The sequence below is a fragment of the Pseudomonas sp. LY-1 genome, from assembly GCF_053502595.1.
In genome coordinates, this window is sequence record NZ_CP094354.1 from 81,039 (window position 1) to 93,550 (window position 12,512).

At 55.7% G+C, this 12,512-nt stretch carries 13 protein-coding genes; 3 read left to right on the top strand and 10 right to left on the bottom strand.

All coding sequences use genetic code 11. From position 1 onward, the window contains the following. Nucleotides 1-55: 55 nt before the first annotated feature. The 9 genes from MOQ67_RS31170 to MOQ67_RS31210 all read right to left on the bottom strand — a co-directional run bounded on the left by MOQ67_RS31170 (nucleotide 56) and on the right by MOQ67_RS31210 (nucleotide 7,816). Nucleotides 56-1,243, bottom strand: coding sequence for a vWA domain-containing protein (locus MOQ67_RS31170; RefSeq protein ID WP_448675969.1), 1,188 nt, complete (start codon nucleotides 1,241-1,243; stop codon nucleotides 56-58). A gap of 80 nt (nucleotides 1,244-1,323) precedes the next feature. Further along, nucleotides 1,324-2,523 carry a DUF3150 domain-containing protein gene (locus tag MOQ67_RS31175; RefSeq protein ID WP_172690176.1) on the bottom strand — a complete coding sequence of 400 codons (1,200 nt, stop codon included), beginning with the start codon at nucleotides 2,521-2,523 and terminating at the stop codon, nucleotides 1,324-1,326. A 75-nt stretch (nucleotides 2,524-2,598) separates the two neighbouring features. Beyond that, a complete protein-coding gene (locus MOQ67_RS31180) occupies nucleotides 2,599-3,567 on the bottom strand; it encodes an AAA family ATPase (RefSeq protein ID WP_023049099.1) in 969 nt (322 codons plus the stop codon). A 94-nt stretch (nucleotides 3,568-3,661) separates the two neighbouring features. Then, nucleotides 3,662-4,021, bottom strand: coding sequence for a hypothetical protein (locus MOQ67_RS31185; RefSeq protein ID WP_043859958.1), 360 nt, complete (start codon nucleotides 4,019-4,021; stop codon nucleotides 3,662-3,664). Nucleotides 4,022-4,408: 387 nt separating this feature from the next. Then, entirely contained in the window at nucleotides 4,409-4,732 is a 324-nt protein-coding gene (locus MOQ67_RS31190; RefSeq protein ID WP_232591917.1) for a hypothetical protein, read from the bottom strand. A 65-nt stretch (nucleotides 4,733-4,797) separates the two neighbouring features. After that, nucleotides 4,798-5,079 (bottom strand): hypothetical protein, encoded by a 282-nt coding sequence (locus tag MOQ67_RS31195; protein ID WP_169870553.1) that lies wholly within the window; start codon nucleotides 5,077-5,079, stop codon nucleotides 4,798-4,800. 18 nt (nucleotides 5,080-5,097) lie between these two features. Further along, nucleotides 5,098-5,901 carry a hypothetical protein gene (locus MOQ67_RS31200; protein ID WP_172690151.1) on the bottom strand — a complete coding sequence of 268 codons (804 nt, stop codon included), beginning with the start codon at nucleotides 5,899-5,901 and terminating at the stop codon, nucleotides 5,098-5,100. Continuing rightward, nucleotides 5,898-7,364: a 3'-5' exonuclease gene (locus MOQ67_RS31205; RefSeq protein WP_172690150.1), complete on the bottom strand. Its 1,467-nt coding sequence runs from the start codon at nucleotides 7,362-7,364 to the stop codon at nucleotides 5,898-5,900. Before MOQ67_RS31205 ends, MOQ67_RS31200 begins: the two co-directional genes overlap by 4 nt. Next, the gene (locus MOQ67_RS31210; protein ID WP_028622355.1) at nucleotides 7,361-7,816 is read right to left on the bottom strand and encodes a hypothetical protein; all 456 of its coding nucleotides are present in this window, start codon (nucleotides 7,814-7,816) and stop codon (nucleotides 7,361-7,363) included. Before MOQ67_RS31210 ends, MOQ67_RS31205 begins: the two co-directional genes overlap by 4 nt. A 166-nt stretch (nucleotides 7,817-7,982) precedes the next feature. Between MOQ67_RS31210 and MOQ67_RS31215 the strand changes: the two genes are divergently transcribed. Further along, a complete protein-coding gene (locus MOQ67_RS31215; RefSeq protein WP_028622356.1) occupies nucleotides 7,983-9,041 on the top strand; it encodes an RNA-guided endonuclease InsQ/TnpB family protein in 1,059 nt (352 codons plus the stop codon). A gap of 103 nt (nucleotides 9,042-9,144) precedes the next feature. Here MOQ67_RS31215 and MOQ67_RS31220 read toward each other — a convergent pair whose 3' ends face one another. Further along, nucleotides 9,145-10,635, bottom strand: a complete 1,491-nt coding sequence (locus tag MOQ67_RS31220; protein WP_033045069.1) for a DEAD/DEAH box helicase — start codon at nucleotides 10,633-10,635, stop codon at nucleotides 9,145-9,147. 260 nt (nucleotides 10,636-10,895) lie between these two features. Here MOQ67_RS31220 and MOQ67_RS31225 point away from each other — a divergent pair, with 260 nt between their 5' ends. Together MOQ67_RS31225 and yejK are read left to right on the top strand one after the other, a co-directional pair. After that, the gene (locus MOQ67_RS31225; RefSeq protein WP_060763793.1) at nucleotides 10,896-11,441 is read left to right on the top strand and encodes a hypothetical protein; all 546 of its coding nucleotides are present in this window, start codon (nucleotides 10,896-10,898) and stop codon (nucleotides 11,439-11,441) included. Between the two features lie 24 nt (nucleotides 11,442-11,465). Continuing rightward, the gene (yejK, locus tag MOQ67_RS31230) at nucleotides 11,466-12,467 is read left to right on the top strand and encodes a nucleoid-associated protein YejK (RefSeq protein WP_043859657.1); all 1,002 of its coding nucleotides are present in this window, start codon (nucleotides 11,466-11,468) and stop codon (nucleotides 12,465-12,467) included. Nucleotides 12,468-12,512: the final 45 nt, after the last annotated feature.

A 12,512-nucleotide genomic window follows, 5' to 3' on the forward strand; every position in this document is an offset into this window, starting at 1 on the left:
AACCGACAGAGGCCTCCCACTAGGGAAAGCCCCTAGTGGGTTGAATGGTTATTTGTCAGGCAGCTAATGCTTCGCGAACAAGCTCAAAGAGCGAGTTCTTGAGATTCGCAACCTCCCCAACAGCACGGTATTGGCTGAACAATGCTTTCAGGATGTGCTCATTGGCACTTCCGAAACCAAGTCCAATCACTTCGATGCCGCTGACCTCACACCGCTGAATAAACTCTTTCGCTGCATGAGTAGTACCTGCGTTCGGTTCCCCATCCGTTATGACGAAAAGAATCTTCTTCTCGCCCTTCGCACGAAGAACTTCAACAGCAGCCGGCCACAGTGCTTGCGCAAGAGGCGTACCGCCCTCCGACATCGCACCAAAGCCACCTTCGCTTACCGCCCTGATCAATCGCTCTTTCGGGCTCTTGATCAGTGCGCAGCGCTCAACGCCATCGTTTGCCTTGTTGGGAAACGACATCGCGCCGGTTGTCACCAGCGGAAGTCCCTCCAGCGCGCTTAGCACCGCATAGACTGCGGCTTCGGCCTGATCCATCGCAGACTTCATACTCCCCGACTTGTCGAGAAGAATCTGGATTGATGCAGACTGACGCTCTGCTCGAGACTTACTTCTAAACACCCGCGTTTCGCCGCCTTTCATCATGGCGATAATCGCGTCCACCAGAGCGAGAACATCTGTTGTGCTCTCGCACGTCAGGGTGTTCTTCACCAGGGTCAGGATCTGATCCGTAAGGTCAGCCCCAAGAAGGGTCTCCATACGGGCCAGGTAGGCTTTTGCTGGAATCTCAAGCTGCGGTTCCTGGAGTAGCCAGTAACCGCCGTAGAGAATTCCGTTGTGAATCACATGAAGCGCCGGGCAGTCATCCACCTGCTCAGGCCGAAACGGCTCAAGCAGAACCTTGCGGTTCAGGTAGCGGATGTCCGACTCAGTACCTGGGTACTGATCCATGCTCAATCGTTCAATGCGGATGTCCTCAAGAATGTTCAGCAGATTCTTGCGGAAGGGTGTCGGGCTTGAGTCGCGAAAGCAGCCCATGTCTGTGTTGCGGACGTGGGAGCATTCATGTGCGATGTACCCGAAGGACAGCGGCAGATCGTCCTCGGTGAAGGGGACAAATACGTTTTTTCCATCTGTCTTAGCCTGGATACCCTCAACGTGCACTTTGACGCCAGTTAGCTCGGCAAGGTGCTGTGCATAGATCGGCAGAGTGCCGACCAGGGATTGATTGCTCATCGTTTATCTCCTTTCTCGCCACCGCGAAAAGGAGTAACCCCGCGAGGAGGGTTACTCCCACGCGGGGTTTGTTTGTGGTGTCAGAACCAGAAGGTGCCGAAGGGCATATCGGGTTCGGACGGATTGATTACGAGGGGTTCTTCAGACTGCTCCACTGGAACGGATTCAGCTGGTTCAACAACCTCGGGTGTTGCTGGTACTTCGTTGATGCTGTCGTGACAACTCGGAGTAGCTACGCTTGCGCTCAGCTCTTCCTCGACCATCGTTACGGCATCCGCGGGTACTTCAGCATCAGGTACAGCAACAACAGCGACAGTCTCGGCCGGGGCCTCGATCTCAACTGCTGTAGGAGCCCCTGTTTCAACACCGGCCGGGGCCTCGGTTTCAACTGAAGGCAATGCTGGAACGAAGGCCATCGATGCATCTTCATGACCGTTGGCAATGTTCAGGTTTTTGATCAGCCGCTTGATCGAGTCCTCATCAGAGAGGGCCGAAACAAGGGCTACAACGCTGTTGTACTGAGAGCCATTAACCACCCCGGACTTGGGGAGAGCCGCAAGGACTTCCTCAATGTGTTCGGTTAGGGCTTTGACCTCACTGGACAGGAACATCAGACCGCGAAGCTTGGCGTTGATCTTCCGAACAGTGTTCAGCGTCGTTTGTGTGACATGGCCACGAGTGGCCAAGCCTGTTTCAAGCAAGCGCTCGGCTGTATCTGCCGTCTCAGCGTACAGCTGATCTGACAAACCACGAACCTGCGTACCCAGCGTGTTAGAGAGGTGCTTGTCGCCATCAGGGGAAACACGGCATGCCGCGTACCCAAAATGCATCCCTGCATCTACCTGCGCCTTCGGTGTCACCGAGGTGCGGATAGCATCACGCCATTCTTGCTTCTCCCAGCCCTTGTCGATCCACTCAGTGATCCAGCGTTCGTAGTTAGGGAGAAAGTTGTTTTTCAAGTCGTAGAATTGCGATTTGAGCGCTTCCAGTCGGTCAACAACCTCCTGGATCTTGTCCTGGGAAACTGCATAGCCACCGAGGAACCGCACACCACACTCTTCCACCACCTTTGTAGCCTGCCGCTTGATCTTCTCAAACGGTTTCAGCTTCTCCGGGTCGATTACACGCATCGAGCCGAGTGAAGCCAAAATAGCAGGAGGAATCTTCCCCTCCAGCATTTCAGGTTTAAGCTTTTTCCGAGCAGTCCACAGATGGATACCGGAAAGATCGACCAGCAGTAGTTGGTCTAGGATTTTGATCTCATTCTGTTGAATGGACATTTCACGATTCTCCTTTCTCACATGCATGAAAAAGGGGGAATCGCGCCCGGTGGGGGAGATTCCCCCTTAGGGTTTTTACACAGCAACTTTCCAATCGCCACCAAAGACACTCTGGGCGATCTTACGAATTGCTGTCTTCTGAACTAAATCGCAGCGATTGAGCAGCGATTCATCCAGCGAAAGTTGAAGCGGATTAGCTGCGCCCTGGTGAGTGTATCCACAAGAGATACGCCCCCAGCGAAGCAATGTCCGAGTGGACATCGTGACGCTTAGGTAATTACCACCTAACCCTTGATGTTGATTACGAATGGAGTTCGCAACCTTCACCATGTTTTTCGCCATCTCTTCCGGAAGCATTGGCAAAGCAGATATCAAAGTTGCTACTTCGTTATCAGCCTCAAGGTACGGAACCTCAAACACTCGGAAGCGATCCAGCGATGCCAGGTTCTGCTGCATGGTGCCAGCATGTACTCCCGATGCATCACCCTGTCCCGCCGTATTGCCGCAAGCGACAAACCGGAAGTTGGCATGAGGCTTCACAACCTCACCATTGTTTTCCGCAATCACCAAGGGTCTCCCCTCCATGACAGCGTGCAGACCTACAGTTACTGCCGGATCAAGCGTGTCGTACTCATCGAGCACGAACACAAACCCATTACGCATTGCTTGGGTCAGCGGCCCATCCACAAACTTCGTGTTCAGGTCGCCGCTCACCGGATCAGTGACAGGCAGGTTGTAACCAGTAAGCTCCGGCATTTCCATCCGACTATGTGCCGAAACGGTGATGCAGGGCCAATTAAGATGGGCAGTGACTTGCTCTACGAGCGAAGACTTACCCGATCCAGTTGGGCCGAGGAGCATGCAGCTATCCCCAAACGGAGCGTAGAGCCAACTCATGAACGGCTTGACCAGCATCTCGCGGAAGAAATACTTCTTCTTCGGCGCGACGTGATGCATCCACTGGTGTCCTTCTGCAAAACCTGGCGCTTGCGCGTTGGTATTGAAGCCGAACTCTTTCATCTCAACTTTTGCATTGAATTGCATTTTATATTCTCCGTTCTCGAAAGCAGTTGCCCAAGAAAAGGAGAATCCCCATAGGGGAAGACTCCCCCAGTGGGCGGTTTATTTTGTGCGGGTTTTACGCAGCAACTACCAGATCAATCACAGACAGGCTGTCTTCACTGGTTTTTTTGGTGAAGCTTACGACTGGTGTGAGCCCGTGATAAACCAGCTCGGCACACAGCGAATGCATCATCCATGGCGGGCAACTGACCAGAACGGTAGTTGTGCCAGATTTCTTTGCTTCAGCAAGGGCAATTTCGGCAAGACGCTCAACGCGCTTTGCAACACTTTCCTTGGTCGGCAACACCGGGAAGAAAAGGAGACTACGAATCTCCTGAAATTCCTTCCAACTCGTAAGATCACGAACCCCGAAGGCTTCGAGTTCACGGGTAGTTTTAAACTTGGTCAGATTAACGACTTCGTTGGTATTGCTCATATTCTCAACTCCAGTTTTCAGAGCGGAGAAATCCCATACGGGTTTCCCCGCATGGGTAGGTTTTTAAGCTGATTAGAGTCGCAGCTAACGACCCGTGCCAGGCACGGACAAACATCTACGCTCATGCGTGGATGGTTGATTCTGGGGGGTAGCATAGGTCAGACGGACTTATGCTTACTTGAACAGCCCCGATCGGGACTGTGAGGGTTCTTGAGCTGCAATAGCGCGCAGCTTACGCACCTTTCGGTAGGGCCATGATGCCTATTTACAGGGATGCCTGCAACCCTCTGGGATCACGCAAATTTGCGGTCAAACAGGCCCGGAGGAGAAAGAAAAGCCGCCCTTGGTCAGCCTTGGGCGGCTCGCTTATCGTGCTTCTGGGCCGGCTCACATCAGGTGAGGGATTCCAATAGCGTCCCAATCGTTGGCAGTAGGCTTAAAGCCCACCTGCCATGGCCATGGAACCTCAAATTCATGCTCTTCTGACGCGAATACAGCCGTTCCCGTGTCTAGGTAATCGAGAACCCACATGTAGGCCTGCTCGCCTTCAATCTTTACCGGGCCGAGTATCGCAACCAGGTGCTTGTACCCTTCTGGCGGAGTCTCAGGGGGTAGCCACCCAGCAATCAGCTTCTCGTGCCGCGGTGGATTCGTCCGATCCACGCCCTTGTAAAGCTCGGCTTCAGCCTTCGTCATTTCACTCATGCTCATTTCGTCCATCCTCGTGCAGTTGACCTCATCCGATGGTGCTGTCATTCGTCTAAAACCCAAATCAGCTAACCAAGTGCGCGGCCTACCGTGCGCAGCAGATCATCGATCACGCTTGCCCCATATCGATCCCAGTAAAAGGCAACCGTGTGCGGCTGGATGTATCCCGTGAAGAACACCAGCCAATAACCGACTGCGCAGAGAGTTATGACCTTGGCGAATAGTCTTCGAGCTATCTGCCCATTGAACAGAACGGATGCGATTACCCCGCCGGCTATCCCTCCTCCTACAGCAAACACCAAAAACCAGGCGATATGCTCGATGTAATCACCAAGATAAACGGAGATCATGGGCGTCCCTCTGCTTTCTCAGACATGGCCACGGGCTCCATCCCAGAAGGATTTGAGATGGAAAAAAAACGCTGGGAGCAGGATCAGCACTAAGCTCGCTACTACAGATAAGGTCACCACCGTCACCGCGCCGTTGAGTGCATGCCACATGCCGATCTCGAGATAGCGCGTCCCCAGATCCGCTGCCTTGATGATGAACGCCATTGCTACGCCTTCTCCTTGGTATGGGATCATCTGGAGCAAGAAAATTAATCCGCCGAAAGCGACCGCGATGATCGCGAATCCCTTGAGACCTAGGGCGATATCGGCTGTGCTTGGGATGGCGTGCATCGAGATAACCAGGACGAGTAACGCCAGAGCAAACCCCTGCAATGAGCCAGTACCCAAGTCGACGATCGCGGTAACAGAACCGGTGGCCACAGCGCCGATCCAGACAACCAACGGCACCAATCCCTGGTCGGGAAGGCTCTGATCGTATGATGTGCCAAGGGAGAGAACGGCGATTGCGCCCCCGGCCAACAAGGGCGCTATGCCCTGAACAAGGAGACCAATCGAGTTGCGCAGAGAAAACGGGCTGTAGGAAAACTCGACGTAGCCCAACTGCCCAGTGATTGCATCCGGTGCGAATAGAGCAAGCTTCCTGATTCGCAGGCCGAAGAGCAGGCATGCAATCGCGTGCGCCATTTCATGTACAGGCCCGCCGATGATTCCAGTGTTCCGATAGACGATCCACGTCTTTACCGAAAACTGTGACACCAGCTTACCCCAGACAAAAATCGCGCCGGCCGGCACCAGTAAAAGCGCGAGATAGAGGTAAATCATGCGCGCTGCCCCGCTGCTGCTTCCATCTCCCGCTTGGCCTCAGCGTGACTTTTTTGGATCACGACCTGGGTGATGCTGTTGATCACCAACACCTTCTTTGCTCTTGTGGCTGCGACATAGAGCAAATTCAACTCATCAACCCGCTGATCAGGGGTGATCTTCTCTTCGTCGAAGATGTCTGGGAAATCTTCTTCCAGGACAACCACATCCCACTCCAACCCCTTCGAGCGGTGGCAGGTGCTCACAATCACATCTGCATCAAGAGGATCATCTGTTGAGTTGCGGCGTAGAGCCGCGATCAACTTCGGAATGTCGTTGTGCTCCTTGAGTATCCTGAGCATCCGATTCATCTCGGCATCCTTCGACTCCTCTGCCGCTTCGGCAAACCCTCCAAAGTCGCTGAACTGCCCGAAAAGGCGCTTGTTGCGGATCTCATCCTTGCGGCCGACCTTCAGATGGTAAACATCCTCGAGGTCGGAGATTTGGTATGCCTCAATCCCCCCGTTCCAGTAGACAACTTGGCCGTCAGATACAGCATCAATGGCCGTCATGATCACGCCGATCACCGTGCGGTTGAGCACGGTGTAGTGGTTACATCCAGAGGGCAGCGATGTCGTCACTTTGTCGCGGGCACCAAACCCAACCAGGGGACGTGTTTCCCCTTGCTGTTTGAGGATCGCATTGGCTACGCCGGCAATCATCGGCCCGAACCGGAACGAGTTGGTCAAGAACATCGACGCCGCGCCCTGCACAATCTGCGTATCCAGCGCGTTCTCAGCCCCTCGCCAACGGTAGATTTGCTGCCATTTGTCGCCGACAAATATCTTCCTCGCCTTCTGACCAGCGACCAGGGAGGCAGTTACGGGGTTACTGTCCTGCGCCTCATCGAAAAGGATCACGTCATATGGCAGCTGGGGATTACTGAGCTGGAAGAGCTTCAGGTATGCGTCATGCTGGCAGGGGAATTTGCTCTCGGTATCGATCATCTCGTCCCAGAGTTTCTGGGCAGAATTTATCGTCCGGTCGAGGTGATCGGCTCCGTGCTCCGCTGCCTCTTCCTCGCTGAGCGCAGCAAAATAATGCGCCTCACTGATTTCTTCGTCAGCGCTCGAAAGGTAGGCATTGAGCACAGCGATAGCGTCTCGAACATCTCCCCAGTTCCGTGTTTTGAGGAGCCCGGCAGCATCCGTCAGACGGATATTCCCGAGCTTGTGCTGATAGTGTCGGCCAAACTGCGGCCAGGCCAACTGGTGGGATGTCTTGCACACTACGTTTTTCGGAAACTTCTCCGCGCCTTCATCCCGGATAGCGCGGTTGTACGCCAGATAGAGCATGCGCAAGTGGCTGTGATGGTTGGCGTAGGCAACAAGCGTTGTCGTCTTGCCGCACCCGGCATAGGCCTTCACCACCAGATGGTCACCTTGGTATTCGATGATGGGGAGCTGTTCTGCGGTCGACTTCATTGAGGCGACTCCATTCTGTTTTTTGCACATTTGCCGCCGTAGACAGACAGCGCTGCTAAGCACCAGAACGAAAACACGGCATCAATCAGGTCGCCCATTGGGAGATGGCGAACAACCAGGGCTACCGGCTCTGTCACCACCAGGAACGTCGCATACCCTGCAACGGCATGCATTCCGAAGGTGCGTAAGGCTGCTGCTGCTATGAGGAGGGGAAATAGTGTGTAAAGCGCCAAGCTATGCGTGGAGCTGGAGCTCGGGGCGAGGTGGGTACAGGCGACGACCATGCCAACCGCTACTGCCATCAAGCCGGCAGCGTGACGACTGGACATCGAGCGCAGCTCTTCGCCGCTGTGCCTGAACGTCAGAATCATGACCGCGTGCGAGCCGATGCCTGCCAGGTAGTCAATGAGTGGTGATCGGCATATCGCCGGAAGATATTTTTCGCTGGGCATGTGAGTCTCCTTAGGTGAGGAGATCGTTTCATGCAGGTCGCGGGGAAAGGTCTGGTTTCGGGCGGTTTTTTGGTCTGAATTACGCAGACGCCGCCCTAGATCGGGGCGGCCGGAGAATAGCGATGGCTCACCTTGGGTTATTCCAGAGCTATGGCACGCTGCCGACATGAAGCACACCAAGACCCTCCAGGTTCGCGTTCGAGACAAACACACTCAGCTGCTGCGCCAGATGGCCCGGCAGGTGAATTTCGTCTGGAACTACCTGAACGAACTCAGCCATCGCTCGATCCGTGAGCGCGGGGTCTTTCTGTCGGCCTACGACTTAGATCGCTATACCCAGGGCGCAAGCAAGGAACTGGGCCTGCACTCGCAGACATTGCAGGAAGTGTCGCGGGAATACGCCACGCGCCGCCGGCAGTTCAAGAAGGCCCGGCTGAGCTGGCGTAAATCGATCGGTGTTCGCCGCTCGCTCGGCTGGATTCCGTTCAAATCCGGCGCAGCGAGCTGGAAGAACGGCCAGGTGTTCCACAATGGCAGATGCTTCAAGGTCTGGGACAGCTACGGGCTGGGCCAGTACCGCCTCCGCTCCGGCAGCTTCAGCGAAGACGCCCGAGGCCGCTGGTATTTCAATGTGGTCGTCGAGCTGGAGACCCAGCTATCGACGGGGCAAGGGGTAGTAGGCATCGACCTGGGCCTGAAGGACGTGGCCACCTGTAGCGACGGGCAGCGGCTGGAGAATGGCCGTTTCTACCGCGACCTGGAGCCCAAGCTGGCCAGCGCCCAGCGTGCTGGCAAGAAAGCTCGGGTGCGGGCAATCCACGCCAAGATAGCCAACCGGCGCAAGGATGCCTTACACAAATTCAGCCGCTCGCTGGTCGAGCGCTGCAACACGATCATCGTGGGCGATGTCAGCTCGCAGAAACTCGTCAAAACCAAGATGGCCAAGTCGGTGCTCGATGCCGGCTGGGGTCAACTGAAAACAATGCTGGCCTACAAATGCGCGCACGCAGGCATCGTCTTCAGGGTCGTGAACGAGGCGTACACCACCCAAACCTGTAGCTGTTGCGGTGCATTGCCCGCCAGCAGGCCGAGAGGTATCGCAGGGCTTGGAATAAGGGAATGGATCTGTGAGTGCGGTGTCACTCACGACCGCGACGTGAACGCGGCCAGGAACATTCTCGCGCTCGGGCATGAGCGTCCTGGAGAGGGAATCCCCGGCGTTTAAGCCGGGGGAGGATGTCAATCCTTGGTTGTTGAAAAATCGCATGGGTGTTAAGTCCCAGCTGAAAGCAGTGAAACATGGCTCTAGATAATCCCAAGCCACCGGCTCACCCGAATCGGCGTTTGCTTTTGGCGCGACGGACGTTATAGCCCTTCACCCAGCTTTTCATGTCTTCGCTCGGTGGTTTGGGTTGCACGGTACCGATCCATGCGCGATCTGGCAGCTCTTTCATGTATGCCTGGTATGCGTACTGAGCCCACCCGTCTTTCTTGCCGGTCTCACGGGCGTACCCAAGCAGCTCGCAGAAAGTGTGCTGTTTACTGGTCGGCCCGAGCACTTTGCGTCGATCGTCTAGCTTCACCAGTTTGCCGGTGGCCACCGCCACCCCATCCGGTATTACGATTTCGTTGCCACACTTCGGACAGAGCAATCCGCTGAAAACAAAGCTGCACTTCGGACATGGCTTGGTTTTTTTCTCCTGATCGCCTTTGTCCTGCGGGCGGCGGTCAAGACGCTCCCCTTCCCCATTGTCCATGGCGTCGGGCACCTCGTCCGTTGGCTTCCCGTTAAGCAAGAGGTTCCCGGAGTGGTCAATGATAATGCAGTCGATTTTTCCAGTTTCAGGCGAGAGTCGCAGCCCGCGGCCAATCATCTGGTAGTGAAGCATCAGGGACTTGGTAGGCCGCGCTATCACGAGGCAACTGGTCGAGGGGTCATCAAACCCCTTGATCAGCATAGCCACTGAGACCAAGACCCTTATCTTGCCCGCCTTGTACTGGCGCAAGATCTCCTCGGTCTCATGCGGCGGCATATAGCCATCGATATGAGCTGCGGCAACCCCAGCTTTTAAAAACTCAGCAGCGAGCTTCTTGGAATGCTGGACGTTGCAGGCGAAAACCATTGTTTTGCGGTTTTCACCCAGTTCTTTCCAGTGCGTTACCACGTCACCAAGCAGCTTGGCGTCACCCATGACCGTGGCAAGCTCGTCCTCGATCCAGTCACCATTCGGCTTCGTGCTCACCCCCTTCAGCGAAGGCACGGAGGGCGCGTAGCACTGTGTAGGGACAAGGAAACCTTGGTCTGTCAGCTCGGAAAGGGAGATGCAGTTGACCAGTCTGTCAAAGATGCGGCCCAGGCCTCGCCGCCATGGGGTAGCACTGAGCCCAATAACTGGCACCTTGTTCCGCCGGCACCACGTGATCAGCTCAATGTGGGCTTCGTGGATGACATGCGCCTCGTCAATGAGAACAAGGTGTGGTTTGTGGTGGTTGAGCATGTAATCCAGTCGCGGACGCAAGCTCTGGATCGTTGCGACCTGGATGGGCTTTCGGTAGTCAGTGCAGGGATGGTCTGACTGAATTGCACCGGCGACCAAACCATCTTTGTGGAACCGCTCAAGCGTCTGATCGAGCAGCTTCACGCTGTCGACGATGAACCAGGCCCTCCGGTTCTTCGCCTGCGCACCGGCAATGATGTGCTTGGCCACCTCTGTCTTACCGGAGCCCGTAGGACTCATCAGCATCTGAATGATCGCGCCAAGGCTTATGCCCTTGCGGAGTTCAAAATCCTGCTGTTGTTGGTAGGGTCGGAGCTGCATCGAGGTTTCCCGCTGTAAGAACTACAGGTAGGAAACCATCGCTTCGAAATAACCCAAGCCAGGTGCTCGATCCGTGGAATGGAGACGGCAACAGAGCGCAGCCTGATTGAGACGGATATTTTTTCCTGCCAATGCGCCGATACAGGCTCTTCCTGATGCTCGCATCTCGACTTGGGTTTTCCGGCCGGCGTGCGACTGTGTTCGACATTGCCTGAGCTTTCGCACAGGCGTCGACGCAGGCCAAGAGATAGGAGTCGTAGATGGATGACGTAGGAAAGGCGCGCGCTCGCAAGTTTGCTGAGTCGCTGCGGCATGCAAGCTGGGTTATCGATGATGAAGCAGCCGGCGCACGAAATGCCGTTGGATTCTGGCTGTACTCATACAACCTGGTTGCTGGCCCCCGACTCGTTGGCCAGCTGACGCTGGACGGCTATCGAGCAATGCAGAGCGGCGAGGATCTGAAGAATCTTGACGGACTTCAGCCCGCTGATGTTCTCGGCGCAACCCTCAGCGCCTATGACGCTCTGCCCGAGCGGAGCCGCAATGCAGGGGAGTCGCAAACCGTCATATCAGCACTGTCGCTATACGCCAGTTCAACTATGACCTGGCAGGCGCTGCCGCCTCTCAAAACTGGAGCGCACCAACACTTCATGGTGTTCGATTGGCTCACGGCTTCCGGCAAGAGGATTTTTCGCCCCGCCGCTGCAATCACCGGTTCCGTTCTTGCTCCTGAAATCCTGACCGACTTCAGTAAGCAAGTGCTCACCGCCCATTTGTCGAAACACCCCCACGAAACGCCTTACTAACCCCAAACTACAGGGACTTTGCTCATGCCAATCCGTCACATCATCGTTCATCAGATCGACAAAAAACCTGATGGTACTCCAGCCGTCCTGCACGCCCGCGACAGCGAGCTGGGTGTGTCGCCACCCATCGACAACATGCTCGCCGATCTAAACGAGAGCTACAACGCAAAGCAGGGCAAGGCCTGGGGGCTCTTCCATGCGGAGTCCGGCGCTTATCCCTTCAGCCGATGGCTGAAGGAGTACATCGAGGGCGGCCAGGACTTCACATCTTTCACTCACGCTGCCGTAGAGCACCTGCAAAAGCTGATGGAAGAATCGAACCTCTCCACCGGCGGCCACGTCCTGTTCGCCCACTATCAGCAAGGCATGACCGACTACATGGCCATCGCCCTGCTGCACCACAGCGACGGCGTGGCGGTGACCGACGCCCTGGACGTGACCCCAGCCAAGCACCTGGATCTCGGCCAACTGCACCTGGCAGCGCGCATCAACATCAGCGAGTGGCAGAACAACAAGCAGTCCAAACAGTACATTTCGTTCATCAAGGGCAAGAACGGTCGAAAGGTCTCCGACTACTTCCGTGATTTCATCGGTTGCCAGGAGGGTGTAGACGCCCCCGGTGAAACCCGCACCTTGCTCAAGGCATTCAGCGATTTCGTCGAGAGCGAGGATCTGCCCGAGGAGCAGGCGCGGGAGAAGACCAATACTCTGGTTGGCTACGCGACCAGCCAGGCGAAGTTGGGCGAGCCGATGACGCTGGAGGAGCTGTCCGGGCTGATCGATGAAGATCGACCAAAGGCGTTCTACGATCACATCCGCAACCGCGACTACGGACTGTCACCTGAGATCCCAGCGGATAAACGCACCCTGAACCAATTCCGCCGCTTCACCGGCCGCGCCGAAGGTCTGTCGATCAGCTTCGAGGCCCACCTGCTGGGCTCCAAGATCGACTACGACGAGAATGCCGGCACGCTGACTATTCGCAATCTACCCACTCAGTTGCGTGATCAACTCAAGCGCGGCTAAAAAAATGCCCCGTCCATCTCTGGACGGGGCAGATACTGCTTAGCC

Excerpts from the sequence above, each read along its gene's own strand:
- MOQ67_RS31185 (WP_043859958.1), bottom strand. The coding sequence starts at position 4,021 with ATGAGCAATACCAACGAAGTCGTTAATCTGACCAAGTTTAAAACTACC.
- MOQ67_RS31195 (WP_169870553.1), bottom strand. The coding sequence starts at position 5,079 with ATGATCTCCGTTTATCTTGGTGATTACATCGAGCATATCGCCTGGTTT.
- MOQ67_RS31175 (WP_172690176.1), bottom strand. The coding sequence starts at position 2,523 with ATGTCCATTCAACAGAATGAGATCAAAATCCTAGACCAACTACTGCTG.
- MOQ67_RS31200 (WP_172690151.1), bottom strand. The coding sequence starts at position 5,901 with ATGATTTACCTCTATCTCGCGCTTTTACTGGTGCCGGCCGGCGCGATT.
- MOQ67_RS31210 (WP_028622355.1), bottom strand. The coding sequence starts at position 7,816 with ATGCCCAGCGAAAAATATCTTCCGGCGATATGCCGATCACCACTCATT.
- yejK (WP_043859657.1), top strand. The coding sequence starts at position 11,466 with ATGCCAATCCGTCACATCATCGTTCATCAGATCGACAAAAAACCTGAT.
- MOQ67_RS31215 (WP_028622356.1), top strand. The coding sequence starts at position 7,983 with ATGAAGCACACCAAGACCCTCCAGGTTCGCGTTCGAGACAAACACACT.
- MOQ67_RS31170 (WP_448675969.1), bottom strand. The coding sequence starts at position 1,243 with ATGAGCAATCAATCCCTGGTCGGCACTCTGCCGATCTATGCACAGCAC.
- MOQ67_RS31190 (WP_232591917.1), bottom strand. The coding sequence starts at position 4,732 with ATGAGCATGAGTGAAATGACGAAGGCTGAAGCCGAGCTTTACAAGGGC.
- MOQ67_RS31225 (WP_060763793.1), top strand. The coding sequence starts at position 10,896 with ATGGATGACGTAGGAAAGGCGCGCGCTCGCAAGTTTGCTGAGTCGCTG.
- MOQ67_RS31180 (WP_023049099.1), bottom strand. The coding sequence starts at position 3,567 with ATGCAATTCAATGCAAAAGTTGAGATGAAAGAGTTCGGCTTCAATACC.
- MOQ67_RS31220 (WP_033045069.1), bottom strand. The coding sequence starts at position 10,635 with ATGCAGCTCCGACCCTACCAACAACAGCAGGATTTTGAACTCCGCAAG.
- MOQ67_RS31205 (WP_172690150.1), bottom strand. The coding sequence starts at position 7,364 with ATGAAGTCGACCGCAGAACAGCTCCCCATCATCGAATACCAAGGTGAC.